This is a genomic window from Halorubrum sp. Ib24 (assembly GCF_002252745.1).
GTDB lineage: Archaea > Halobacteriota > Halobacteria > Halobacteriales > Haloferacaceae > Halorubrum.
Window position 1 is genome coordinate 169,465 of sequence record NZ_NHOX01000040.1, and the last position, 23,958, is coordinate 193,422.

General features: G+C 62.4%; 20 protein-coding genes. 13 read left to right on the plus strand and 7 right to left on the minus strand.

The annotated features are described in order from the left end of the window. Positions 1-57: 57 nt before the first annotated feature. From DJ82_RS10935 to DJ82_RS10955, 5 genes are all read left to right on the plus strand, one after another. Entirely contained in the window at positions 58-1,770 is a 1,713-nt protein-coding gene (locus tag DJ82_RS10935) for an ABC transporter substrate-binding protein (protein ID WP_094581793.1), read from the plus strand. A gap of 73 nt (positions 1,771-1,843) precedes the next feature. Further along, on the plus strand, positions 1,844-2,827 hold the full coding sequence (locus DJ82_RS10940) for an ABC transporter permease (protein WP_094523997.1): 984 nt from the start codon (positions 1,844-1,846) through the stop codon (positions 2,825-2,827). A gap of 4 nt (positions 2,828-2,831) precedes the next feature. After that, positions 2,832-3,812 carry an ABC transporter permease gene (locus DJ82_RS10945; protein ID WP_094523998.1) on the plus strand — a complete coding sequence of 327 codons (981 nt, stop codon included), beginning with the start codon at positions 2,832-2,834 and terminating at the stop codon, positions 3,810-3,812. After that, on the plus strand, positions 3,809-4,849 hold the full coding sequence (locus DJ82_RS10950; protein ID WP_094523999.1) for an ABC transporter ATP-binding protein: 1,041 nt from the start codon (positions 3,809-3,811) through the stop codon (positions 4,847-4,849). Before DJ82_RS10945 ends, DJ82_RS10950 begins: the two co-directional genes overlap by 4 nt. Then, positions 4,846-5,937 carry an ABC transporter ATP-binding protein gene (locus DJ82_RS10955; protein WP_094524000.1) on the plus strand — a complete coding sequence of 364 codons (1,092 nt, stop codon included), beginning with the start codon at positions 4,846-4,848 and terminating at the stop codon, positions 5,935-5,937. Before DJ82_RS10950 ends, DJ82_RS10955 begins: the two co-directional genes overlap by 4 nt. A gap of 5 nt (positions 5,938-5,942) precedes the next feature. On the opposite strand, the gene DJ82_RS10960 is transcribed toward DJ82_RS10955, so the two are convergent. From DJ82_RS10960 to DJ82_RS10975, 4 genes are all read right to left on the minus strand, one after another. Continuing rightward, positions 5,943-7,403: a metallopeptidase TldD-related protein gene (locus DJ82_RS10960; RefSeq protein WP_094524001.1), complete on the minus strand. Its 1,461-nt coding sequence runs from the start codon at positions 7,401-7,403 to the stop codon at positions 5,943-5,945. A 97-nt stretch (positions 7,404-7,500) separates the two neighbouring features. Further along, entirely contained in the window at positions 7,501-7,743 is a 243-nt protein-coding gene (locus DJ82_RS10965) for a hypothetical protein (protein WP_094524002.1), read from the minus strand. A 116-nt stretch (positions 7,744-7,859) separates the two neighbouring features. Next, positions 7,860-10,652, minus strand: a complete 2,793-nt coding sequence (locus tag DJ82_RS15000; protein WP_094581794.1) for a PGF-CTERM sorting domain-containing protein — start codon at positions 10,650-10,652, stop codon at positions 7,860-7,862. A 147-nt stretch (positions 10,653-10,799) separates the two neighbouring features. Continuing rightward, positions 10,800-11,726 carry an NAD-dependent epimerase/dehydratase family protein gene (locus DJ82_RS10975; protein ID WP_094581795.1) on the minus strand — a complete coding sequence of 309 codons (927 nt, stop codon included), beginning with the start codon at positions 11,724-11,726 and terminating at the stop codon, positions 10,800-10,802. A gap of 546 nt (positions 11,727-12,272) precedes the next feature. Here DJ82_RS10975 and DJ82_RS10980 point away from each other — a divergent pair. The 4 genes from DJ82_RS10980 (at position 12,273) to DJ82_RS14595 (ending at position 16,708) form a co-directional block, all read left to right on the plus strand. Further along, complete coding sequence (locus tag DJ82_RS10980; RefSeq protein WP_094581877.1) at positions 12,273-12,977, plus strand: glycosyltransferase family 2 protein; 705 nt, start codon at positions 12,273-12,275, stop codon at positions 12,975-12,977. Next, the gene (locus DJ82_RS10985; protein ID WP_094581796.1) at positions 12,974-14,446 is read left to right on the plus strand and encodes a sulfatase; all 1,473 of its coding nucleotides are present in this window, start codon (positions 12,974-12,976) and stop codon (positions 14,444-14,446) included. The genes DJ82_RS10980 and DJ82_RS10985 overlap by 4 nt, the downstream gene beginning before the upstream one ends. Continuing rightward, positions 14,443-15,342 carry a glycosyltransferase family 2 protein gene (locus tag DJ82_RS14590; protein ID WP_143420538.1) on the plus strand — a complete coding sequence of 300 codons (900 nt, stop codon included), beginning with the start codon at positions 14,443-14,445 and terminating at the stop codon, positions 15,340-15,342. The genes DJ82_RS10985 and DJ82_RS14590 overlap by 4 nt, the downstream gene beginning before the upstream one ends. 769 nt (positions 15,343-16,111) lie before the next feature. Then, positions 16,112-16,708: a hypothetical protein gene (locus DJ82_RS14595; protein ID WP_143420540.1), complete on the plus strand. Its 597-nt coding sequence runs from the start codon at positions 16,112-16,114 to the stop codon at positions 16,706-16,708. Between the two features lie 22 nt (positions 16,709-16,730). On the opposite strand, the gene DJ82_RS10995 is transcribed toward DJ82_RS14595, so the two are convergent. After that, positions 16,731-17,795, minus strand: coding sequence for a Gfo/Idh/MocA family protein (locus DJ82_RS10995; protein ID WP_094581798.1), 1,065 nt, complete (start codon positions 17,793-17,795; stop codon positions 16,731-16,733). A gap of 108 nt (positions 17,796-17,903) precedes the next feature. On the opposite strand from DJ82_RS10995, the gene DJ82_RS11000 reads away from it, so the two are divergent. From DJ82_RS11000 to DJ82_RS11015, 4 genes are all read left to right on the plus strand, one after another. After that, complete coding sequence (locus DJ82_RS11000) at positions 17,904-18,809, plus strand: glycosyltransferase family A protein (protein WP_094581799.1); 906 nt, start codon at positions 17,904-17,906, stop codon at positions 18,807-18,809. 91 nt (positions 18,810-18,900) lie between these two features. Next, the gene (locus DJ82_RS11005; RefSeq protein WP_143420541.1) at positions 18,901-19,902 is read left to right on the plus strand and encodes an LTA synthase family protein; all 1,002 of its coding nucleotides are present in this window, start codon (positions 18,901-18,903) and stop codon (positions 19,900-19,902) included. A gap of 159 nt (positions 19,903-20,061) precedes the next feature. Continuing rightward, positions 20,062-20,259 (plus strand): hypothetical protein, encoded by a 198-nt coding sequence (locus DJ82_RS11010; protein WP_094581801.1) that lies wholly within the window; start codon positions 20,062-20,064, stop codon positions 20,257-20,259. A gap of 1 nt (position 20,260) precedes the next feature. Further along, positions 20,261-21,709: a lipopolysaccharide biosynthesis protein gene (locus tag DJ82_RS11015; RefSeq protein ID WP_094581802.1), complete on the plus strand. Its 1,449-nt coding sequence runs from the start codon at positions 20,261-20,263 to the stop codon at positions 21,707-21,709. A gap of 50 nt (positions 21,710-21,759) precedes the next feature. Here DJ82_RS11015 and DJ82_RS11020 read toward each other — a convergent pair whose 3' ends face one another. Both DJ82_RS11020 and DJ82_RS11025 read right to left on the minus strand, forming a co-directional pair. Next, positions 21,760-22,797, minus strand: a complete 1,038-nt coding sequence (locus DJ82_RS11020) for a glycosyltransferase family 4 protein (RefSeq protein WP_094581803.1) — start codon at positions 22,795-22,797, stop codon at positions 21,760-21,762. Beyond that, positions 22,794-23,936 (minus strand): glycosyltransferase, encoded by a 1,143-nt coding sequence (locus tag DJ82_RS11025; protein ID WP_094581804.1) that lies wholly within the window; start codon positions 23,934-23,936, stop codon positions 22,794-22,796. The genes DJ82_RS11020 and DJ82_RS11025 overlap by 4 nt, the downstream gene beginning before the upstream one ends. Between the last annotated feature and the right edge of the window lie 22 nt (positions 23,937-23,958).

Genomic DNA, 23,958 nt, shown 5'->3' on the forward strand with positions numbered 1-23,958 from the left:
GCTGAAGCGGATGGGCCGTAAATTTATATACTATCTCCTGAAATGGTAGGCCGTTCCATGGTCCTGTCAGACGAGGACGTTAATCGACGCAAGTTCCTGAAAGCGACGACTGCGGGCGGTACGGCCGGTCTCACGGCCCTCGCCGGCTGTAGCGGCGGCGACGGCGGCGACGGCGGCGACGGCGGCGACGGCAACGACAGCAGCGAGGACGGCAGCGACGGCGGCGACGAAGCCGGCAACGAGGGAAGTAACCTCCCGACGTACACCTACGTCAACAACGCGCAGAGCTACAACCCACCGCGACACGACGCGATCAACCTCATCGCGAGCCAGTTCGGTGACGAGCTCGGCCTCGACATGGAGGTCGACGTGCTCGAGTGGGGGACGCTGTTCAGTCGCGTCTCCCAGGAGTACAACTACAGCTTCGCGACGTGGCACACGTTCTTCGTCTCGGAGCCGGTGACCGAGCTGAACAACCTGTTCAACTCGGGGAACACCGACCCCGGCGAGGGCAACTACTCGGGGTACGAGAACCCCGACCTCGACGAGCTGATGGGCAACTACCTGGGCGAGCCGGACGCCGACACCCGGATCGACCAGTGTCACGAGATCCAGCAGATCCTGATGGACGACGTGCCGACGATGCCCATTACCCAGATGCCCCAGGCGGCCATCTTCAACAGCAACCAGGTGAGCAACTGGCAGGCGGACCTCGCGAACGGGTTCAACTCGTACTGGACGATGATCAACCTGGAGATGGAGGGCGACACGAGCACCCTGAAGGGGTACTGGCCGGAGACGCTCTCGACGATGAACGTGCTCGGGCACAACGACGAGAGCAAGCACGTCTACCAGTTCAACATGATGTACGACTTCCTGGTCCAGCTCAACAACAACGCCGAGCCGGACCCGGAAGTCAGCCTCGCGACCGACTGGAACCGCGTCGACGAGACCACGATGGAGTACACGATCCGGACCGACCACTCGTGGCACGACGGCGAGGACCTCACGGCCGAGGACGTCGCGTTCACGTACAACTACATCAATGACAACGAGGTGCCGCTGTACTCCACGCAGTCGCAGTACATCGACAGCGCGGAGGTCGTCGACGAGGAGACCGTTCGGATCAACATGGCCGAGCCGCTCGGGCCGTTCAACCTCGCGGTCGCGAACCTCATCCCGATCATCCCCGAGCACATGTGGGCCGACCGGGACAACCCCAGTCAGGCGAACATCGAGGAGCCCGTCGGGAGCGGTCCGATGATGTTCGACTACTGGGAGCAGGGCAGCGAGTTCGGGATGGTCAAGTTCGACGACCACTTCGCGCCCGTCAGCTTCGAAGAGCGCTTCTGGCGCGTCATCCCCGAGGCGTCGACGGTGTGGGAGAACCTCATCAACGGCGAGCTCAACTACGAGCCGTTCGGCCGGATCGACCGCCAGCTCGACCAGAACCAGGACAACGAGAACATCGGGACCCAGTTCCAAACCGCTCCGACGTTCTGGATGTTCACCCCCAACGAGCGCCAGGAGGGACTCGGCGACGTCCAGATGCGGAAGGCGCTGGTCGAGGCCATCCCGCGGACGGCCATCGTCGACCAGATCCTGTTCGGCTTCCCGGAGCGCGGGTTCAACATCGTCTCGCCGGCGTTCGGGCCGCTCCACACCGAGGACGTCACCGAGTACGAGGAGAGCATCGACGCCGCCCGGAGCCGGCTCGAGGAGGCCGGCTACACGTGGAACGACGACGGCGCCATTCAGGCGCCTGAGTAGAGCGAACGGCCGTTCCACGGGTTTATCGACACAAAGTTTAAACGAATAACTGTGATACCAGTGAGCAAGTAACATGGGAAAAGCTAGTTTCGTCGTCAGGCGCACGCTCCAGCTCGTGGTGACGCTGTGGGCCGTCGGGACGGTCCTGTTCGGGCTGTTCAGGCTCATGCCCGGCGATCCGACGTCGTACGTGATCTCCTCGCAGATGACGCAGGAGGCCCGCAGACAGCTCATCGAGAGCTACGGACTCAACGACCCGTTGTACATCCAGTACTTCCGGTTCCTCGAGAACCTCGTCGTGTTGAACTTCGGCCAGTCGTTCCACTCGAACCAACCGGTCACCGACGTCATCGCGACGTACCTGCCGAACACGCTCGTGCTCATGCTGACGGCGTTCGTCATCGCGTACGCCATCGGCATCACGCTCGGGGTGTTGTCGGGGTGGTACCGCGGCTCCCGCTTCGAGCGGAGCACGGTCATCACCGCCCTGACCGCCCGCAGCGTGCCGACGTTCTACGTCGGCCTCATCGTGCTGTGGATCTTCGGCGCGACCTTCGGCGTTATCCCGATGAGCGGGATGACCAGTCTCGGCACCGGCGGGCAGAGCACTGGGTTCCTCGATATGGTGTTCACGATGGACTTCGTCCGTCACCTCATCGCCCCGGCGGCGGTGCTCGCCTTCTACTACATGGGGTACCCGCTGTTGATCATGCGCTCGAGCATGCTCGAGGTGCTCTCCGAGGACTTCATCGACGTCTGTCGCGCGAAGGGACTCAAAGAGCGGACGATCATGTTCAAACACGCCGCCCGCAACGCCCTCCTGCCGATCATCACCGCGGCGGCGATCGCCCTCGGCTACGCCGTCGGGGGGAGCGTCCTCATCGAGACGGTGTTCGCGTGGCCCGGTATCGGCCGGGAGATGGTCCGCGCGGTGCTCCGACGCGACTTCCCCGTCGCGCAGGGGACGTTCATCGTGCTCGCGTCGACCATCATCTTCCTGAACTTCCTCGCGGACCTCGCGTACGGCTACCTCGACCCGCGGGTGACTTACGACTAACACAATGGCCCAAAAAGAACAATCGAGCCAGTCGATATTCACCGACCTCGACGACGCCAGTACCGACGCGGAGGTCAACAAGTGGCAGCGGACGTTCCGCCTCTGGCGGGAGACCCTCCGAGAACACTGGGGGATGCTGACCGACGAGCTGTCGGTCAAGCTCTCGATGCTCACGGTGGCGGGGTTCGTCGTCATCGCCATCTTCGCGCCGTACATCGCGACCCACCAGCCCCTCGTCCGGCAGTACCAGGGCGACGCCGGGGTCCTCATCGACAAGTGGGTGGAGCCGTCGCTGCTCGGCGCGGACTCCGAGTACCTGCTCGGAACGACGGCCGCGGGCTACGACATCTTCAGTCAGCTCGTGTACGGCACGCGCGCGGCGCTGATGGTCGGCATCATCGCCGCGGTGTTCACCGCGGGGATCGGTACCCTCGTCGGGCTCGTCGCGGGCTACTACGGCGGGAAGGTCGACGACGCGCTGATGCGGCTCGTCGACTTCCTCTACGGGATGCCGCTGCTCCCGACGGTCATCGTCCTCGTCGCGGTGTTGGGGCCGAACCTCTGGAACATCATCCTCGCGCTGATCGTCCTCCAGTGGCGCTCGACCGCCCGCGTCATCCGCTCGCAGTCGCTGTCGCTCCGTGAGCGCCCGTTCGTGAAGGCCGCAGAGGTCGCCGGCGCCAGCGACTGGCACATCATCAGCAGACACCTCGCGCCCAACGTGCTCCCGATGACGTTCCTCTACGGGTCGTTCGGCATCGCGTGGGCCATCCTCGCCGAGGCCGGCGTCTCCTTCATCGGTCTCGGCGACCCCAACACGGTCTCGTGGGGAACGATGCTGCAGGCCTCCCGCGCCTACTCCGCGCTCTCGTTCGGGGCGTGGTGGTGGTTCGTGCCGCCGGGAATCTGCATCGGCCTGCTCGTCATCAGCGGTTTCCTCATCGGCCGCGGCTACGAAGAGATCACGAACCCCAAACTACAATGAGCCAATTGGAAGTCGAAGACCTCGAAGTCTACTACGAGACCGAAGACGGGCCGGCACAGGCGGTCGACGGCGTCTCCTTCGAACTCGAACAGGGGGAGAACCTCGGCATCGTCGGCGAGTCGGGCTGCGGGAAGACCACGCTCGCGAAGGCGATCATCGGCATCCTCCCCGACGCCGGCTACATCAACAACGGAAGCATCAACTTCAAAGGCGACGACCTGACGGAGATGCCCGAGCCCCAGCGCCGCCGCCTCAAGTGGGAGGAGATCTCCATGATCGCCCAGTCGGCGATGAACTCGCTGGATCCGGTGTACACCATCCGCGAGCAGATCGTCGAGGCGATCGAGACCCACCGGCCGGGAACCGGCCGCGTGGAATCCGAGGAGATCGTCACGGAGATGTTCGAGCTCGTCGGGTTGGACCCGGAGCGCGCCGACGACTACCCCCACCAGTTCTCCGGGGGGATGCGCCAGCGCGCCATGATCGCGATGGCGCTCGCGCTCGAACCGTCGCTGATGCTGGCGGACGAGCCCACCACGGCGCTCGACGTCATCATGCAAGACCAGATCCTCAAGCGGATCGGCTCGATCCAAGAGGAGATCAACTCCTCGATGCTGGTCATCACGCACGACGTGAGCGTCGTCGCCGAGACCTGTGACCGCGTCATCGTGATGTACGCCGGGAAGGTCGCCGAGGAAGGTCCGGTCGAAGAGATATTCGACCAACCGTATCACCCGTACACGATCGGGCTGAAGCGCGCGTTCCCGAACATCCGACAGAGCAACCAAGACCTCCTCTCCATCTCGGGGTACCCGCCGGAACTCATCGATCCGCCGCAGGGGTGCCGGTTCGCCGAGCGCTGTCCGATGGCGACGGACCGGTGCCGAGAGGAGGAGCCCGAGGCCCACTACGAGAACGGGCTCCGGTCGTACTGTCACTACGCGGACGAGATCGACACCGAGCTTCGGCCGTACGCGGATGACCCCGGGACGTGGAACCAGACGACCGCCGCCCCCGACGGTGGTGTCGAGGAATGAGCGGCAACGACGTCCTCCTCGAAGTCGAGGACCTGAAGAAACACTTCAAGGTCAATCAGGGCTGGATCGCGAGCCTGATGGAGTCGTTCGGCGGCGGCGGGCCCGACTACGTCCACGCGGTCGACGGGGTGAGCTTCGAGCTCCGCCAGGGGGAGACGCTCGGGCTGGCGGGCGAGTCGGGCTGCGGCAAGACCACGACCGGCATGTCGATGGTGAAGCTCCACGAGCCGACCGCCGGCGACATCGTCTACGACGACACGCGGCTCTCCGAGGCGAGCGACGCCGAGATCAAGCGGTTCAGGCAGAACGCGCAGATGATCTTCCAAGACCCCTTCGAGAGCCTGAACCCGCGGATGACGGTGTACGACACCGTCGCCGAGCCGCTGCGGATCCACGACATCCGCAACGAGACGGCGCGGGTCCAGCGCGCCCTGGAGTTCGCGGAGCTGCTCCCGCCCGAACAGTACTTCAACCAGTACCCGCACGAGCTGTCGGGCGGCCAGCGTCAGCGTGTCGCCATCGCGCGGGCGCTCGTGCTCGACCCGGACTTCATCGTCGCCGACGAGCCGGTGTCGATGCTCGACGTGAGCCTCCGTGCGGGCGTCCTCTCGCTTCTCGACCGGATGACCGAAGAGTTCGGCCTCTCAGTCGTCTACATCAGCCACGACCTCTCGCTGCTCCGGCACATGTGCGACCGGCTGGCGATCATGTACATGGGAAAGATCGTCGAGAAGGGCCCCACCGACCAGGTCATCGAGAACCCCCAGCACCCGTACACCCAGGCGCTCATCAACGCGGTCCCGGTCCCCGACCCCTCGGTGGGACGGGAGCGCGTCGAGCTCCAAGGGGAGGTCGGCGACATCGTCGACGTCCCGACCGGCTGTCGGTTCAAAGACCGGTGTCCCGACTACATCGGCGACGTCTGCGACCAGGTGGTGCCGCCGCTCGAGGCGAAGACGGCGTTCGAACAGGAGGTCGCCTGTCACCTCTACGAGAGCGCGGAGGGGTACGACCCCTACGAGGAGCTCGAGGGGAGGCCGTCCGCGGCGGCCGGTGACGGCGCCGAGTCGACGCCGGCCGACGACTAGGCCCGTTACTCCTTCTCGCGGATCGGCGCCGTCAGTCGGACGCCCGGCGCGGTCACCGCGAACGGGAGCCGCGACTTGTGTTTCTCGCAGACGCCCGTCACGGTTTCGCGGACGGCCCCGATCCGCGATATCGTCTCCAACACCTCGGGCGTGTAGTCCACGGCGAGCCCGTCGACGCGGCCGGCCCGCGCTCCGCCGTCGAGCCGGTACGCCTCGGCGACCGGGAACTCCGCGGAACCGCAGTCGGGCCGGTCCTCGCTCTTCCGGTCGATGTCCCTCGCGTAGAGGGCGCTCGGCGGGAACAACCCCTCCCGCTGGACGCGTTCGAACTCGTCGCGGAACCACGGCTCCCCGAACCGCTCGACGTACACGTCGGCGCCCTCGCGGAGCGCTCCGGGGTCGGCGTCGCCGGCGCCGACTTCGAGGTGGCGGGCGTGGATCCGCGGCGGCTCGGCGAACCCGAGGCTCGGGACGCTGTTGCCCGCCGGATAGGCGTCCTCCTCGGCGGCGGTGGTGGTGTTGTGGAGCCGTCGCTCGATCCGCCCGTCCGAGACCAGCCGCGTCGGCGTGGTCGGCTTCACCTCGGTGTCGTAGGCGCGGGCGGCCCACGAGCCGGCGCGGATCCCGTCCTCGATATCGAGGTCGTCGGGACCGATACGGTCGCCGACGGCGTAGGGGCTCATCCCCATGTAGCAGGTGTCGGTCTCGAGGTAGTGCGACACGAAGTGGAACAGCTGGCCGGCCGCTTCAGGGCTCAACGCGACCGTCGTCTCCCCGGACGGCGCGTCGACCGGGTCGGCGCCCGACAGCGAGCGCGCGTCGGCCGCGGCGGCCGCGAACGCGTCACCCATCTCGTCGAGGAAGGCCGCCCCCGCCGTCGACCCGGCGTGACGGCTCACCTTCGGCCCGTCGGCGAGCGAGAGGCTGAAATCGACTTTCGCCCGGTCGAGCGTCGTGCGGACGACGCTCCCGGTCGTGGTGCCGACCGCCTCCTCGACGTGCGCGTCCGTGTAGTTCGCCCACCGGCGGTCGAGGGCGAGGTCGTCCGCCGCCGCGAGCCCGTCCTCCACCGCGGCGACCTTCTCGTCGAGCGGGCGGGCGTGTATCCCCTCGTCCGCCCAGCCGCCGTGGGTCCCCCGGTGAACCGTGTAGGCGTCGAACCGCCCGGGCTCCTCCTGCGCGAGCACCTCGCCGCTCCGGATCGCCCGGTCGGCGGCGTCGCGCAGGCTCTCCTCGTCGAGCGCGTTCGTGTAGCGGTAGTCGGCCGCGCCGTCGGCGAAGACGCGGAGCCACACGCCCGTCTCGGTGAACTCCGTCGCGTTCCGGGGGCCGTCGCCGGTGACGACGAGGTCGGTCTTCTCCTGGTAGACGCCGCCGACCTCCGCGTACGACACCGCGTCGTCCGCCTCGAACTCGTCGAGTAGCCAGTCCATCGCGTCCGACACGCTCTCGCGTCCGTCGCTCATGCTCGTGGTATCTCCGTTCACTCACATGAAACCCCGGACTCTCCGGCGGCGATTTCCGGGGACGGCGCCCGGACCGGCGCGGAGCGCGTCCCGCCGATCAGTTCCCGCCGTCCCGGCGCTGCTCCTCGGCTTTGGCCTCGTACTCCCTCGCCACTCGCTTCTCTTGGAGTTTCTTCCTGTACTCCCAGTAGCCGGCGCCGAAGACGAGGAGGCCGAGGACGACGCCCTGAATCGGCGCCCCGGCGATAGCGAAGTAGGCGACGGCGCCGACCGCGAACAGCAGCGAGAGCCCGAGGGTCGCCCTCGCCCACCGCTGTTTCGGCACGCGAGGGAGGTTCATGCACGTGAATCCGACGCGGGACGTATCAACGTTGGGCTTCGAGGGGCGCGTTCGGCTCTCTCCTATGCCCTCGCGGTCGGCGTTCGAGACCACGGGTCTACGGACCCACGGGCGGGCTACGGCCGTCGCCTCCGGACCCCGAGCCCCGCCACCAAGAGCGCGAGCACCGCGGCGACCACGCCGAATCCCGGGGCGGTCTCGCTCGTCTCGGCGCCCGTCGACGTCGACTCGGCGTCGCCGTCGCCGTCGCCGCGGAGTTCGATCGACCCCGCTTCGTCCCCTTCGAGCGACACCGTCCCGCTCTCGGGCGGTTCGAACGTCACCCCGATGGTCGCGCTCTCGCCCGGGCCGAGCGACACGCGCCGCTCGGCGACGGGGTCGCCGTGCATCGCGACGGTGAGATTCCGGGTCGCCGGGCGGTCACCGGGGTTTTCCACCGTCGTCCGGAGGGTCGCCTCGTAGCCGGCCCGGACCCAGTCCGCCGGCACCTCGCTCTCAGTGATCCGGACGCGACCGGGTTCAAGCGCGACGACCGCCACTGGCGTCGCGTGCGGCAGCGTGACCGTGTGGGTATCGCCCTCCCGGTCGTGCGAGACGTTCTCCGTCGTCCACTCGCCGTCGGCGTATCGCAACGCCGCGACGTGCTCCGGGCTCGCCTCGCTCGGGAGCGACTCGGAGTCGACGGCGAACCGAAGCGTCGCCGCGCTCGTGTCGGCCGGGTCGAGCGTGGAGTCGAACGCCACGTACCCGAGCTCCGTCCCGCGCGGGACCGGGTCGGGACCGTCTGGCTCGGCCGCCGGTCGTCCGATCGTCGCCTCGTACGCCCTGGCGTCACCGGCCGGGTCGATACCGACCGCGGACACCGACACGACCGGTCGCGAGTCCGACGGGCCGGCGAGGTCCACGGCGACGTCGCGGCGTTCGCCGTCCGCTCCCTCGACGTCGACGGTGACGGCCCCCTCCGATTCGGAGCGGATCACCGTCGGCTCGGGGTCGTCCGGCTCGTCCGGCTCATCGTCGTCGTCCGACGCGTCGAAATCCCGCGGGGATTCCGACTCGTCAGGCTGGCTCGACTCGTCGGGGTCACTCGACTCGCTGGACTCGTCCGAACCGTCTGACTCCTCGGTACCGTCCGACTCCTCGGTACCGTCCGACTCCTCTGCCGGCTCAGTGTCGTCCGAATCGCCAGACTCGTCCGGTTCCGCTGAGTCCTCGGGCGCCTCTGACACCTCGGTATTCTCGGAATCGTTCGGATCTGCCGATTGAACCGAGTCGTTTGAAACGTCTGAGTCGGTAGACCCCGCAGGATCGTCCGACCCCTCGGGTTCGTCCGATTCCGCAGACCCCACCGACCCGTCGGGGTCGTCTGAGTCGTCGACCTCCTCAGCCTCGTCCGGCTCGTCGGTGTTCTCGGACTCCTCAGAGCCGCCTTCGTCGTCGGTGTCGTCGCTCTCTCCAGCGTCGCCCGGGTCGGCAGACCCCGCAGATCCGTTCGAATCATCAGACTTTCCGGAGCCGTCTGGCTCGTCGGTATCGCCCGCTTCCCCGGACTCTTCGGTCTGTTCGGGATCGCCCCCTTCGTCGGCCTCGTCCGACGCGTCCGGTCCCTCGGAGTCGTCCGATCCCTCAGCGTCGCCCGGATTCTCGGGACCGTCCGACTCCGCAGCGTTCCCCGGGTCGTCGCGATCGTCCGTCCCGTTCGGCTCCCCGTGGCCACCGGTGTCGTCCGACTCGTTCGACTCCTCAGCACCGCCCGGACCGCCGGGATTGTCAGATCCGTCCGAGCCGTCTGAATCCGCCGACTCATCGGCCTCTTGCGGATCTTCCGACTCGTCGGAGTCGTCGGGATCGTTCGACTCCCCAGAGTCGTTCGACTCCTCCGGGTCGGTGGGACCGTCCGTTCCCCCGGGGTCGTCCGAATCGTCTCGCCCGTCCGAGGCGTTCGACTCCTCAGAGCCGCCGGGGGCACCCGTCTCGTTCGACTCCCCAGTGTCGCCCGGACCGTCGGAATCGTCAGGACTCTCAGAGCCGTCGGAACCGTCTGACTCACTCGGATCTTCCGATTCGTCCGGTTCTTCCGACTGGTCTGACTCCTCGGTTTCGTCCCGTTCGCTGGGATCGTCCGACTCCTCAGGACCGTTGGACTCTGCAGGCGCCTCGGATTCGTCCGTCTCGCCCGGATCGTCTGTTCCCTCAGAGTCCGTCGAATCGTTTGTCTCCTCAGATTCTCTCGGTTCGTCGGGCTCGTCAGACGCGTTCGACTCCTCCGACTCCCCGGGGGCGTCCGGCTCGTCTGAATCGTCAGACTCCTCAGTATCCTCCGGATCGGTCTGCTCCTCGTCGGTGTCGTCCGAATCGTCCGGTTCCTCGGAGTCGTCTGGCTCGTCGGCGTCGCCGGATTCGTCCGACTCCTCGGTCTCGTCTGCCTCCTCAGAGTCCTCTGGCTCGTTCGAATCTCCGGGCGCGCCCGACTCGCTAGTGTCGTCCGAATCGTCGCTCTCGTCTGGGCCTCCCGGTTCACCGGGCTCGTTCGACGCGTTCGACTCCTCAGCCCCATCAGGGTCGCTTGGCTCGTTCGGCTCCGCAGGCTCGTTCGAATCGTCAGGCCCCGCAGGCTCGTCCGGTCCTTCGTGGCCTTCTGACTCCTCGGATTCGCCCGTGTCGTCCGTCTCCTCAGGGGCGCTTGGACCGTCCGACGCGTTCGACCCTACGGGCCCATCGATTTCGCTGGTCGCGATGACTGTCGCGCGGTCGGCTCCACCGGTCGTGTCAGCCGCCGGATCGGCGTCGACGACTCGTAACTCGGCGTCGATATCGGCGGCCGAGACGCCGACGCCTCCGGAGAATGAGACCACGGCGAAGACCACCAGGAGGCAGGCACCGCCGACGGCGACCTCGCGGCCGAACATACGCGCTCAACCCGACCGAGAGTGATTGTAATAAACGACGAATTTGAATTAAGTCAGAGTTAGGGCTACTGTGTCGGATCGGTGACTGTCAGTCCGAGCGATCGTTGCCGCCTCGTCTCGGTCGGGCGTCGTCGACCGAGGGACGGCTCAGCGCTCCGCGTCGTTCAGGTACGGCTCACACACCAGCTCGACGCCCTCCTCAAAGCCGATCTCGGGTTCCCAGCCGGTGGCCTCGTGGAACTGCGAGTAGTCGGCCATCGTGTCGTGGACGTAGCCGTCGAAGGGGCACTCAATGTACTCCGGGTCGATATCGGTGCCGAGCGCGTCGTTGATCATCGCGACCATCTCGTTGAACGAGTACGCCTCTTGGGTGCCGACGTTGTAGACGCCGGTGATCTCGTGGTCGGCGGCGAGCTCGCAGGCGCGGGCGACGTCCGTGACGTGCGTGAAGTCGCGGGTCTGGCTGCCGTCGCCGAACAGCTCGGGCGCCTCGCCGTTCGCGATGGCGTCCGCGAACTGCGCGACCGTGTTCGCGTACTCCCCTTTGTGCTCCTCGTTGCCGGCGAAGCCCTGGTAGACGGAGAAGAAGCGAAGCCCGGCCATCGCCATCTCGTGGTGGTTGGCGTAGTACTCGGCGTAGCGCTCGCGGGCGAGCTTCGAGGCCTCGTAAGCGGTGTGCGCCTCCACGTCCATCTCGACGGGCGAGGGCTCGGTGCGGCTGCCGTAGATCGAGGAGGTGGAAGCGTAGACGACCGTTTCGCACCCCTCGCGGCGGGCGCGCTCGACGGCGTTGACGAACCCCTCGACGTTGACGCGGCAGCCGCGCTGGGGGTTCTCCTCGTGCATGTTCCGCGAGGAGAGCGCGGCGAGGTGGAAGAGGACGTCGACGTCGGCGGGGTAGTCGTCGTCGAGGACGGAGGCCTCGACGAACTCGACGTCGTCGTCGAGGTTCTCGGACGTGCCGAGGTAGGTGTCGTCGACGGCGATCACGTCGTTTTCGGCGGCGAGGCGGTTCGCGAGGGTCGAGCCGATGAAGCCCGCGCCGCCCGTGACGAGAACGCGTTTGTTCTGCATGCGAGAAGATGGTTGGGACGCCGGGATTATCGTGTCGATTTTGCGTGGCTATCGTTCGTTACACGACTCCACATCCAACAGAGAGGCGATCCGGATCGCTGTGATGATGGGGCCTCCCGTCTCTGTTCAGAGCGTTACGACATCACAGTCAGGTAATTTCTCGCATATCATACTGTCGTGATAAGTGCAATCTTCTGGCTGTCTATTGAATGGCTCCTCGAACTGGCTGGCTTCGTCTTAGATGAGAAGTTGCTCGGATGTCGAACGGCACAGTAGCCGACTAGCGGTCGTCCGTATACACCATCTGTCGAGAGCGGTAGTAAGCCAGATCAATCACGCAGTCTCTGTTTTTGCGGTCCTCAAGAACCGCATCGAGTGAAACCAATGTCCCAAGGCCTAACTCATTTATAACTTACAGAAATTGGAAATGAGCGAATAGGCACAGTGAATTGTCATAAATACTAATAGTAGAACGAGCGAAAGGGTCTTTACCGGTACTCACTAGCAGATACACCATGTCCGATATCTCTTTAACTGGTGGTGTCGATGAACGAGAAATTTGAAAGCGTACCTGGGCCGGGAATCGAGGCGGAAGACGCCCACGGACCGCTTGATGTCCGGTCGGCACTTGAAAACGTCTCGATTGTCATCCCTACAAATCGAGAGGAGAACTTCACTGTATCGAGTACGCCGGACTGGGTCGAAACCGTTGTTCGTCGCGATGAAGGGCTGAATGTCGCTCGGAACAAAGGTGTTGAAGCCGCAGAGAATAACTGGATAGTTCTCGCCGACGACGACATTACGTTTCCAACTGAACTTACTGCGATGCTCGTAGACTCGATGCACGAGAGGCAACTAGTCGGTCTGGAAGACTTCTGGCCGATGGACTGGGTCATCGGTCGATTCATGATCTTTCACCGTTCACTCTGGAAAGCTGCTGGTGGTTTCGACGAATCTCGGCCACACGGCGGCGACACGGATTTTGCGATTCAGTGTGACCGAATCGGTGCACGCGTTCTTCGACTCCCTCGAAAGATTATCCCTCACCACGACGAGATGACCGAACCCACGACCAGCGGACACTTGGAATGGCTCTGGTACTTACTACGCCGCCATCCGCTTCAGATTGCTCCAAAAGCAGGCTTGCTCGCGCTCTCGAAGTTCGGGTGGTCGCCAACCACACTTGACTACCCGGACGGATGGAAGAGTCAAGTTAATGTACCTCCTGAGGAGTCTGGTGCTAGGGAATGAATTCGCCCAACGTCCTTCTCATCGTTATGGACAGTGTCCGGGCGGCGAACACGAGCCTCCATGGGCACGAGCACGAGACGACGTCTTTCCTCGAGGAATTCGCGGAGCAGGCGACTGTCTACGAACAGGCGCGCAGTCCGGGCACGTGGAGCCTGCCGAGCCATACGAGCATGTTCACGGGGATGCACGTGGCGGAACACGGCGTTACGCGGGCGCGTCACGAACTCGAACCCGGGCACACGATCTTCGAGATGCTCGCCGACGACCACGGCTACGACACCGGCGTTTTTTCCGAGAACACGTGGATCACGGACATGCCCGTCGGTCTGAAGGAGGCCTTCGACACGGTAGAGGGTGCGCGCAACCTGCTGTTCCCCGGCGCCGTCGACCCCTCGAACTTCGTGCTCTCGGAGGGGCAGGGCCACTACGTCGAGTACCTCAAGCATTGTCTGGAGCGCGACGACACACTGAAATCGCTCGCTAACGGCGTGTTCACGAAACTCGCGTGGGACTACCCGCAATTGTTACCCGATCGCTTCCAATCTAGCACGCCAGCGCGCGTGTACGGCGACCTGTTCCTCGACTGGCAGGCCGAGCGCGACGGTCCGTGGGCGGCCTGCGTGAACTTTATGGACGGCCATCTTCCGTACCTTCCTGACGACGACCACGATGAGTGGGGCGGAAAGAAGCTTCGGGAGCTTCAGAACGAGATGGACGACCAGGTCTGGGAGTTCAACGGCGGCCAGCGGCCGTGGTGGCAGCGGAAGGCACTGGAGGGGCTCTACGACGGGACCATCAGACAGATGGACGCCGAACTGGAGCGCGTGCTGGGCGCGCTGGAGGAGCGGGGCGAACTCGAGGACACGCTGGTCGTGGTGACGAGCGACCACGGTGAGGGGTTCGGAGAGCCCAGTCGCATCCGCGGCGATCGCGACAGCCCGAAGCCGAACGCCAGAGTCGCGGCGCACGGCGCCGGGATTCATGAGGTGCTGACCCACGTACCGCTGGTCGTGCAGTTCCCCGGGCAGTCGGAGGCGGACACCGTCACCGAGGCGGCGTCGCTGACCCAGTTCCCGTCGGTCGTCGAGGGCGTTGTCGAGGGAACTGACGGTCTCGACGCCTTCGTTCCAGACGGGCCGGTGGTCGTCTCCTCACACGGATTGGAGGAACCGATGGAGGAGCGCGCCCAGCGGTACACGGGAGACTTCTACCGCTTCAACGGCGACGCTCGGGCGGTGTACGACGGAGCGGGCCACTGCGTGGAAAAGGCCCTGTCGTGGCGCGAAAAGCGTGCGACGGTGCGGGTGAACAACGCGGAGTCATCCTACAAGTCGAGTGACGCCGACGAGGCACGCGTAGACGAGGTGTTCGACGAGTTCACCGACCTCGGGGTTCGTAGTGACTCTGACGGGATGGGCGACGTGGACGACGCGACAAGGCAGCGGCTGGAGGACTTGGGGTACGCATGATACATGCCGAATCACCACATCCGAGAACCGATGAAATCACCGTAGCAACTAAAGTCTTCACTCGTACCGAAGCGTTTCGAGGGCTGTTAGAAAGTATCCCGCCCTACATTAACCACGTGATCGTTGCTGATGACGGACATACCCAATCTCGGGCCAGTATTTACAATTCGAGTTGGGATTTCGAACTCAACGTTCTCGACCTCGAATACGACGCGGGGATAGGTGTTGGTCGAGATGCTTTGGTAGATGCTTTCGATACTGAATTCTTACTAATGACAGATCCTGATCACCGAATACCGCCAAATGCCCACATTTTGCTCGAGCAACTAATAGAAGTGCCAGAGTTTGGTGGTATTGCTGGCCTTCTCGTTGAAGATGGTCGTGTTGGAGGATACTGCCATGACTTCAGAAATGAGGACGGAGGAAATATACTCGTTCGCTGTAGCAACGATACTGAAGTTCGTCGAATTGCTGATTACCCCCTTCTCGAGTTCAACTTTGTCCCGCAAGCTGCTCTCGTACGCCGAGACGCGCTAGCCGATTACTCCTGGGATCCGTATTTCCAGAGTGCGAAAGACCACCTGGATTTCATGATCGGCCAATGGGATGCCGGCTGGCAGTGGGGTGCGTCACCCAGCGTTCTGTTCGAACATATCGAAACGACTGATGAGGAATATAATAAGTCTCGTCAGGATCTGGTGTCGTGGTATAAGGCAAAAGAGCACATACTCAATAAATGGGAATATGATCAGATTGTTTCCAAACGGAATAGTGCTGCATTCACGGATCGGTCTCTCAAAACAGCAGTAACCGAATCGATCCCGGTTGGTATTCAACGATGGCTTAACGAGGCAGGTGACATTAAGAACCTTGCCTTGGGCCGATACCGAGCATGAACAGAAATATTGCTATTATCGTTCTCGACTCTGTCCGCAAAGATTTCTTTGATACTTGGGCACCTCGAATACAGTCGCACTCTGGGATTTCGATTGAACAGGCACGCGCTCCCAGTTCGTGGTCAACTCCGAGCCATGCGAGTATGTTTACGGGCGAACTCCCGTCTAAGCATGGGGTCCATACGTACTCCCGATCATTTGATGGGATTACGACGGATATATTGTCAGATTCAGATACCGAGCACAAAACAATTGGTGTGAGTGCGAACTCATTTGCCTCAGAAACCTACAATTTAGATGAATATTTTGACGTATTCCGTGAAGTTAGTACTTTTCAGAGATATCCAAACGGAATTGGCTCTATTGACTTTGATTCCAAACTTCAGTTCGTGTTTAAATCTGTAAATAGAGGTCATACCACAGCGAACCTTTTGAATGGTATTACGGCTTTCTTGCATCATCGGAAGAAATCTATTCCAGGGCCAAAATTAATAGACGATACTGGCAAGGCGGTTTGTCGAGAAGTGAAGAGAACTGTTAAGCGGACAACGGAGCCATGGCTACTATTTGCGAACCTTATGGATGCACACGTCCAGCTCAAGCCTTTTCGGGGACTGAATAAATCTATCCACGGGGCCCCCTCTTCGTGGTGTTCTGACAAATACGATACGTGGGAATTGATGGGGAATAATCATCGAGAATACTGGGAGGTGAGAGAAAGGGTCTATGCAGCCATCATTGATTATATGGACCAATTAGTATCAGGTTTGTGGAGAAAATACGGAATCTTTCGGAGTTGCCGACGACCGTGATTATCACAGCAGACCATGGGGAGAACCATGGAGAAAAAAGTGCACACGGATTGGTAAATCATAAAAGTAGTCTTTCAGAGCAATTATTACATGTGCCTCTTGAAATTATCAATCCTCCCAGAGGTGGCAATTCTACAACAGAATACGTGAGTCTATTAGATTTGCCCGAATTGATTCTCGGAATGGCAGAAAACCGCTGGTGTGATATCACCAGATCCGTTGTTCCTGCAGAAGTAATTGGATTGGGTTCAAATTTGGATATACCTGATCAATATGACGCGGAGTTCTTCAGCCGAGGGATTCGCTCTGCGTGTCGGAACAATACAAAGGTAGTCTGGGACAGCCTCGGAAATGCGTATAAGTATCATTTGAACCGGCATTATTCGAGTGATCAAGACCTTTTGGACAACTGCAGTAGTGTCCCGGACTGGGCGAAAAGCCAGTTTGATAGTACTATCGAGGACGTAGTGACAACAGCACGTGCTAGCTCAACTGATGAGTCAGATGTCTCAGACTCTGCTCAATCCCGGTTGAAAGAGTTGGGTTATTTATAGTGGTCGACAAGTCCTTAATTCTTCACTCTTCCAACGCCTCTAGCACTACGACAGTCTCTAACGACTCCTCCAGCGTGACTGGAACATTGGTGTCCGTCTCTACGGCTTCAATGAACCGGTCAATCTGCACATAGTGTCCGTTGCTCTCCTCGCTCCGCGAGTCGTCCATCTTGCGGTAGGCGATGCGTTTCGCGAAGCCGACCCCCGTCTTTAGGACGTTCGAAACCAACTGGAGGGTCGAACTCGCGTTCTCGGTGGCGAACGACTTCGCGGAGTAGCGCTCCTTGTTCGTGGTGACGAACACGCCGCGCTTGACGAAGTCGACCTGGAGCTCTCCTTTCGTTCCGTGGACGAACAGTGTGTCGCGGGTCGCGGAGTTGGCGAGCATCTTGATCGAGATGAGACGGCGCCCCTCCTCGTCGAGCGCCTCGACCCCCGCGCCGTCGAACTCGACCGGCGGTTCGTAGTTGCGGTAGTTCTGCGTCCCGACGCCACAGATCTCACCGAGACCGTCCACGAAGCGGAGCGGGACGTACACCTGGTGGGGACTCCCCTCGCCGAGTTCGCCACCCGGGAGGTCGAACACCCAGTCGCCGCGGAAGGTCTCCGTGAGGTCGTCCTCCTTCGAGAGGAGCATCGTGACCGAGACGACATCGCCGATCTCGCCGGACTCCACGCGGTGAATCGCCTCCTGTACGTGGGGGAGGAAGAGCCGGTTGTGGACGACAGAAACTGGCGTCCCCGTCTCGTCCCGTACGTCGATGAGCTTCGCTACTTCGTCGGAACTCATCGCGACCGGTTTCTCGATGAGGACGGGGACGCCCGCCTCTATCACGTCCGACGCGATGTCGAGGTGGGTCTGTGGGGGCGTACAGAGGTGGACGGCGTCCAACTCCTCTGCGTCGAGCATCTCGTGGTAGTCGGTGTACGTTGCGATGTCCCGCCCGGAGGCGGCGTCTTCGAGTCGGGACTCGTTGAGGTCACAGAAGGCGACGGCCTCCGCGCGCGGGTGGGCGTCGATAGCCGGTAGGTGTCTGTTCGGCCCTGCGTTTCCCATACCGACGATGGCAATACGGAACGTTCGCATAGCGCCGAGTGCGCTCGGAATGAAAATAAATCCCCCGAGACGAGGCCAGCAAGAACCCAGCAGTAGAACAATGGATATCCTTTTTCGCCTCCCGTCGATAGCGGGTGTATGGTCCGGTACTCTATCGCTGTCTGCAACTACAATATGGCGGACACCTTGGAGCGGTCTCTTCGCAGCATAGTCGACCAAGTGGACGATAGCTACGAAGTCGTCGTCGTGGACGGGGGCTCGACGGATGGTAGTCGGGATATCCTCCGCGAACTTGAAGACGAGTACGCGAAGCTCCGAGCAATACTTCACCGGGCCGACGAGTACGACACACTCGGGGGCGATCGAAATATTGCCGTCGAAGAATCGAACGGGGACTACGTATTCGTACAGCTAGACGCCGACAATCGATTCTTCGACGGCGTTATCGAGGATTTCGCCGCCGTCTACCATCAGTTAGAATCTGGCATGGGGCGGCCGTTTTTCCTCTCTGGAATGAGCATCAACATAGCACCGCGATCACTGCTGATGGATCATCCGTATCCGAATTTGCCGGTGGGGGAAGACCGACATCTGTGGCAGCAACTGTTCGCCGAGGACGCGATACTCTGGCTCGAACACGGCTCCGTCTGTGAATCTATCGGATACGACAAGGACTTCTCGGCTGAACTCAAGCGGGATATCCGTGTGAAGATCTGTGACTTCCAGTCCGGTATCACGCTCCGTTCTGCGCTCGCGTGGTCGCTCCACCACGATCGGTACTACATCCTCGAGCGGGACCGCGGACCGCTTCTGAACACATTCAAGAAGCCATATGATTTCCTCTCACACTGCTATGCCTACTGGAAGGCCCGCGATAGAGAGCAGTATGACACGCCCCCGGGGTTCGAGACTAAGGGAACGCTCGAATGCCGGATCGCCGAGGAGCGCAAACCACTCAATGAACTTGCCGACCAGTACGGCATCGAGGTGGACTGTTCCCAGCTGAGTGAGACTGGGCGCCACGTGTACTGCCAGAAATCCTAATTGGTGATTGACGTTATGGTAAGGTAGTGCTGTGTACAACGGAACCGTTTTATCCAACTGGGGGAACCGATATACAGTACGAAGCTATCGAATGACGTTCGCTGAATGGATTCAGGAAACCCGACGCAAGTTCCGTAATGACCCCTTCCCTATAGCGGCCCGCGGTGCAGCCCAGGACTTCTGGGTCGGCGCCCTCTCTCGCGGACTCCATGTCGTTCACAGTGGCGAGACCGAACCTATCTGGAACCGCGAGTTCGACGTCTGCCTCGTCATAGACGCTTGCCGGTGGGACCTGATGGCGGAGGTCTGCGCCACTGACGAGTATGACTACCTCCCCGAGACTCCCGGCGAGATGCGGTCTGTCGGGTCGATGAGCCCCGAGTGGATCTCGAACACGTTCGGCTTGGACTACGAGGAACAAGCCCGCCGTGTCGCCTACATCACGGGCAACACGTTCTCGGGCAACGAGAGCGATAGCTGGCCACAGCTTCCACTCGACGAGAGCCGTTTGGGGTTCCTCGACGAGGCGTGGCGGACCCACTGGGAGGCCGACGAAGACGTCGAGGTCTCCACCGTCCCACCCGAGGTACTCACCGACAAGGCTATCGACGTGTGGCGGCGCCGAGACGAACTCGGCGTCGACCACCTCGTCGTCCACTATATGCAACCACACACACCGTTCCGTAGCCGTCCCGAGTGGTTCGAGGCCCGGGGCGGCGATCAGGCAGAGACAGCCACCGACAAGGACCTATGGAAACGCTGTCGAGACGGCGAACTTCCGAAGGACAAGGTGTGGGACGCGTACCGTGACAACCTGTGTTGGGTGCTCGACTCTATCGACCTCCTGTTGGACAACTGCGACGGCACTGTCGCGATCACTTCGGACCACGGCAACGGCTTCGGCGAGTGGGGTGTCTGGGGCCATCCACCGGGCAACCCGCTCGAAGAACTTCGGCGGGTCCCGTGGGTCACGGTCGAGGGACGCGACCACTATTCCTACGAGCCCACCGTCCGCGGGCGGGACCGAGACGAAACCGGCTCTGACACCGAGGCGGATATCGAAGCGCAACTCGACGCTCTCGGATACCGATAACCGCCGTGCGTCGAGACGGACCGCACCGACGCAATCGGTGTGGTTTACAACTTTCGAGAAGAACCTAGAGTGGCCGTGTTGTGTGTCGAATCCGCGCCGGTCGGCGGATTCACAAACCCTATTAGACTCGGTATCGAACGCTCTCGCCACGCGACTCATATGGAGCTTCTCGTTATCGGCCTCGACGGCCTCTCGTACAATATGCTGGAGCGGTTCGACGTGGACTTCCCCTATCTCGACCCGATGGCCGCGGTGGACCTCCCGGAGCCGCGAACTCGCGAGGAAACTACTAGAGAGCGCGAGGAACGCGAAGCGGTCGTCGAGGAACGCCTCTCCGACTTGGGTTATATGGAGTAAGATGCGGGACACCACGTCAATCGGCATCGGTCGTGAGGCACTTTCCTCGCTGGTCTCGAACGTGGTAATGGGTGCCGTCGGGTTCGGTGGCACAGTGCTTTTCGCGCGCGTACTCGGTGCGTCGGGACTCGGCGTCTACCAGACCGCCATCGCGGCCGCGTTCGTGTTCGCGAAAATTTCCGGTGGCGTGGCGGCCGCTGTCCAGAAACGCGTCAGCGAGGTGGATGTCGATCCATCTCCGTTTCTCGGAGCTGGCCTCCTCTTCCACATAGCATTCTCGGTGATGATCTTGTTCGGGTCGCTCCTGTTCTTGGGCCCCATCGCGAAGTACCTGAGTTCGGCGACGGTGGCATTGGCCGCGGTTGGCGTCGTAGCTTCGCTCGGCCTATTCAACGTCGCCAACCAGTTGCTCGCTGGCGTCGGCTATCCCGCGCGGTCGTCATGGATCGACACGGTCCGTAGTGTGGTGACCATAGCGTGCCAGGTGACGCTGTTGTGGCTCGGTCTGGAGGCGTTCGGTCTCGTCGCGGGACTCGCGCTCGGAACCGTAGCAACGACGCTCTTTTCCGTACTGCTCGCCGGTGTCCGACCGACTCTCCCGGGTCGGGAGACGGTGACGAGCATCTTTCAGTACGCCCGGTGGAGCGTCCCGAACGGATTGCTGAACAAGCTGTACTCGAGTCTGGATATTCTGGTCGTCACCGCAGCCGCCGGGAGTACCGCTGCCGGATTTTACGCGGTCGCGCGACAGTTGACTCAGCCTGCCACGTTCCTCTCTAGCAGCATCAGTGGCGCGTTCGCCGTCAGAGCAAGCGGTCGGCACTCAGCCGGTGAGGGCGTCTTGGTGGACCTGCTGAACTCCGTCTCCTACTCGGGTCTGTTCGCGATTCCGATACTGTTCGGCGCGCTCGCGATGCCGCGTGCCCTTCCGCGGACCGTCTTCGGCGGAGAGTTCGCCGCGGCTGGTGGCGCCCTCGTCGGAATGGCCGTCTTCCAGGTCTGCAACGTCTACGCCTCACCACTACAGTCCGTGTTCGAGGGTATGGACCGTCCGGATGTTATCTTCCGGGTCAACGCCGTCGTCACAGTGGCTCACCTCCCGATGGCGGTGGGGCTCGGTTACGAGTTTGGACTCCTCGGCGTCGTCGTTGCGACCATCGTCGCGGAGGCACTCCGGCTCGTCGTCTTGCAGTACCTCGTCTACACGGAGTTCGGCCGTCTCGCCGTCACCAGGCCGATGTTCGAACAAGTTGCGAGTGCGCTGGTGATGTTCCTCACGCTCGAAGCCGCACTCACGACTGTCGCCGTGCGGAGTTGGCTCCTGCTGCTCGCTCTTGTCGGAACGGGTGCGGCCGTGTATTTCGGAACGCTGCTGGCCGTCAGCCCGCACTTTCGACTAGCGATTCGTCACGTAGTCCCGGTGGAGTACGGGCCCCTGAAGACGCCCTGACCCGGACATCACCACTCACCGGACCCTGATATCGACTCGCCCGATCCCACTCACCCGTACGCCGCCACAACCCTATCAACTAGCTCCTCCCACGTCGGCAACCCATCCACGTCCGTCTCGCGACCCACAGCCTCACCTACCGCTCTAGCAACCACTGCCGGCGACACGTCTGCCACGCCCACACACCCCTCCCTGCCGACCCAGTCCACCAGCGCGCCGCATTCCCGGACCACACACGGTGTCCCGGCCGCAAGTGCCTCCCCTACAGTCATCCCGTAAGCCTCGAACGCCGAGAGCACCAGATGCACCTCGGCCCCGGCGTACAGCCCCGGCAACTCCTCTCCGTCGACATACCCCAGAAACGACACCCGCTCCCCCACACCCACCTCACGCGCCACCTCGCGCAACCGATCGCCGTACTCCCCGCTCCCCGCCACCACCAACTCGTACTCGGGCAAGTTGACTAGTGCCCGAATCCCGTGCTGGACGCCCTTGTATTCCTCCAGACGGCCGACCGTCAACAGGTACGGCTGTTCACGCTGTGTCGGCTCGGCAGTCCGGAAACGCTCGACGTCGACTCCATTCGGAATCACAGTCGCTTCGAGTCCGAAGTCGCGCTGTAACTGCTCACGCTCCCAGTCACTGACGGCGATGACTGCGTCGGCCTGGCGAAGTGCCCACGCACCAGCGGGGCGGTACAGAGACAACAGCCGGTCCCGGAACGAGGACGCGCTTCCGCCGTGGTAGTGTGGCGTCGCGACGAACCCGGCGTCGCGTGTTCCGATTGCCGCGAACAGCAGCGGGAGGGAGTGGTAGTTGTGCGTGTGGACGATGTCAGGGTCGCGTCGTCGAAGGGTCTGCAGTATCCCTGGAGCGACGTGAAACGCACCGTTGGGAGCGAAGCCGCGGTGACGAATCACCCTGACGCCGTTTCGCGTTTCCGAAGTACGTACTTCTTCGCCGTCGTCGGCCGTCAGGACTGTCACGTCGTGGCCCCGTTCGACGAGGCGCTCGCTCACCTCTTTGACGTGCGTTTCGATGCCACCAGTCCGCGGAGGATACCGGGGAACGACTTGAACGACCTTCATTCGAATAACCGGCGAGACTCGCGGTCGACGTCCCACATTCCAGTTACGTCGCCCAGTGCGAGACGGAGCTGTGCAACGAGCAACGAGACCTGCGAGTCCGCGACAGCGTATACTGGCTGAATCGGCCCGAGATGGTCCTGCTGACCGAACCAGAAGAACACGAGCCCTAAAACGGGGACGCCCAGTCCAGCCACTCCGAGTAAGCTCACGGCGGCCGCTGTGGCTAGGATGCCAGTGAACGCGGCCAGCCAGGGTGAGAGAATCATGAACCACCAATTAAAGGGGAGAACCACGCGCCCGTACTTACCGTATTTCCCAAGTGCGTCTCTGTTCCGGGCGAGCAACTGAACTAATCCCATCGCACGACGGTCTTTCCGTGTCCTTCGGTCGACGAAGCCTGAAGCGCCCGATTCGACAAACTGAATCGCGGGGTCCATCACAACGCGACTCCCCGATCGCCGGATGTTTACGCCGATCTCGGTGTCGTCCGCGAGCGAGTCGGGTGTGAGGGGCCTAAACTCCGAGCGCGCAAACGCGAAACAGGGTCCGTGACAGATGAATGTCGAGTCGAGGTATGATTCGAGAATCTGGTTTCTCGCGGTTATGTCACGGTAATCCTGTTCGACCTGACTATCGCCTAACACGTCTGTCTGCTGCCCGGTGACGGCACCGACATCCTCGTCGGCGAGGTTTGCTACGGCTTCACTAAGCGCGTCAGCGGCCAGCTTCGAGTCACAATCTGTCCGAAAGACAATTTCTGAGGAAACGGACTCCATCGCTTCGTTTATAGCTCGTGCGACACCATTTCGCTCTCCTTCCTCAACAATCGTTAAATCCGGATCGTCTAGGTCCGCGAAGTAGTCCCTGATGATCGCTCGCGTCTCGTCCGTTGAGGAGTCGACGACGACGAGCTCCACCTTCTCAATGGGGTATTCCAGCGCCATGAGGTCGTCGAGCTTCGTTTCCACGATCGCCGCCTCGTTGTAGGTGGGGAGGACGACACTCACCTCCGGCTCCCACGCCTGCTTATCTGCAGGCGAGCCGGACGGCCGAATCCACGCGTAGAGGGCAAGGTAACAGACGTACGGCGTGGCCGTCAGTGCTAAAAGCCCCAGCGCGACTCCGCCGACCACATACATACGGCCCGGTTGCACTACCGTC

Coding starts and splice junctions, on each gene's coding strand:
- DJ82_RS10935 (WP_094581793.1), top strand. CDS start 58: ATGGTCCTGTCAGACGAGGACGTTAATCGACGCAAGTTCCTGAAAGCG.
- DJ82_RS10940 (WP_094523997.1), top strand. CDS start 1,844: ATGGGAAAAGCTAGTTTCGTCGTCAGGCGCACGCTCCAGCTCGTGGTG.
- DJ82_RS10945 (WP_094523998.1), top strand. CDS start 2,832: ATGGCCCAAAAAGAACAATCGAGCCAGTCGATATTCACCGACCTCGAC.
- DJ82_RS10950 (WP_094523999.1), top strand. CDS start 3,809: ATGAGCCAATTGGAAGTCGAAGACCTCGAAGTCTACTACGAGACCGAA.
- DJ82_RS10955 (WP_094524000.1), top strand. CDS start 4,846: ATGAGCGGCAACGACGTCCTCCTCGAAGTCGAGGACCTGAAGAAACAC.
- DJ82_RS10960 (WP_094524001.1), bottom strand. CDS start 7,403: ATGAGCGACGGACGCGAGAGCGTGTCGGACGCGATGGACTGGCTACTC.
- DJ82_RS10965 (WP_094524002.1), bottom strand. CDS start 7,743: ATGAACCTCCCTCGCGTGCCGAAACAGCGGTGGGCGAGGGCGACCCTC.
- DJ82_RS15000 (WP_094581794.1), bottom strand. CDS start 10,652: ATGTTCGGCCGCGAGGTCGCCGTCGGCGGTGCCTGCCTCCTGGTGGTC.
- DJ82_RS10975 (WP_094581795.1), bottom strand. CDS start 11,726: ATGCAGAACAAACGCGTTCTCGTCACGGGCGGCGCGGGCTTCATCGGC.
- DJ82_RS10980 (WP_094581877.1), top strand. CDS start 12,273: ATGAACGAGAAATTTGAAAGCGTACCTGGGCCGGGAATCGAGGCGGAA.
- DJ82_RS10985 (WP_094581796.1), top strand. CDS start 12,974: ATGAATTCGCCCAACGTCCTTCTCATCGTTATGGACAGTGTCCGGGCG.
- DJ82_RS14590 (WP_143420538.1), top strand. CDS start 14,443: ATGATACATGCCGAATCACCACATCCGAGAACCGATGAAATCACCGTA.
- DJ82_RS10995 (WP_094581798.1), bottom strand. CDS start 17,795: ATGCGAACGTTCCGTATTGCCATCGTCGGTATGGGAAACGCAGGGCCG.
- DJ82_RS11000 (WP_094581799.1), top strand. CDS start 17,904: ATGGTCCGGTACTCTATCGCTGTCTGCAACTACAATATGGCGGACACC.
- DJ82_RS11005 (WP_143420541.1), top strand. CDS start 18,901: ATGACGTTCGCTGAATGGATTCAGGAAACCCGACGCAAGTTCCGTAAT.
- DJ82_RS11010 (WP_094581801.1), top strand. CDS start 20,062: ATGGAGCTTCTCGTTATCGGCCTCGACGGCCTCTCGTACAATATGCTG.
- DJ82_RS11015 (WP_094581802.1), top strand. CDS start 20,261: ATGCGGGACACCACGTCAATCGGCATCGGTCGTGAGGCACTTTCCTCG.
- DJ82_RS11020 (WP_094581803.1), bottom strand. CDS start 22,797: ATGAAGGTCGTTCAAGTCGTTCCCCGGTATCCTCCGCGGACTGGTGGC.
- DJ82_RS11025 (WP_094581804.1), bottom strand. CDS start 23,936: ATGTATGTGGTCGGCGGAGTCGCGCTGGGGCTTTTAGCACTGACGGCC.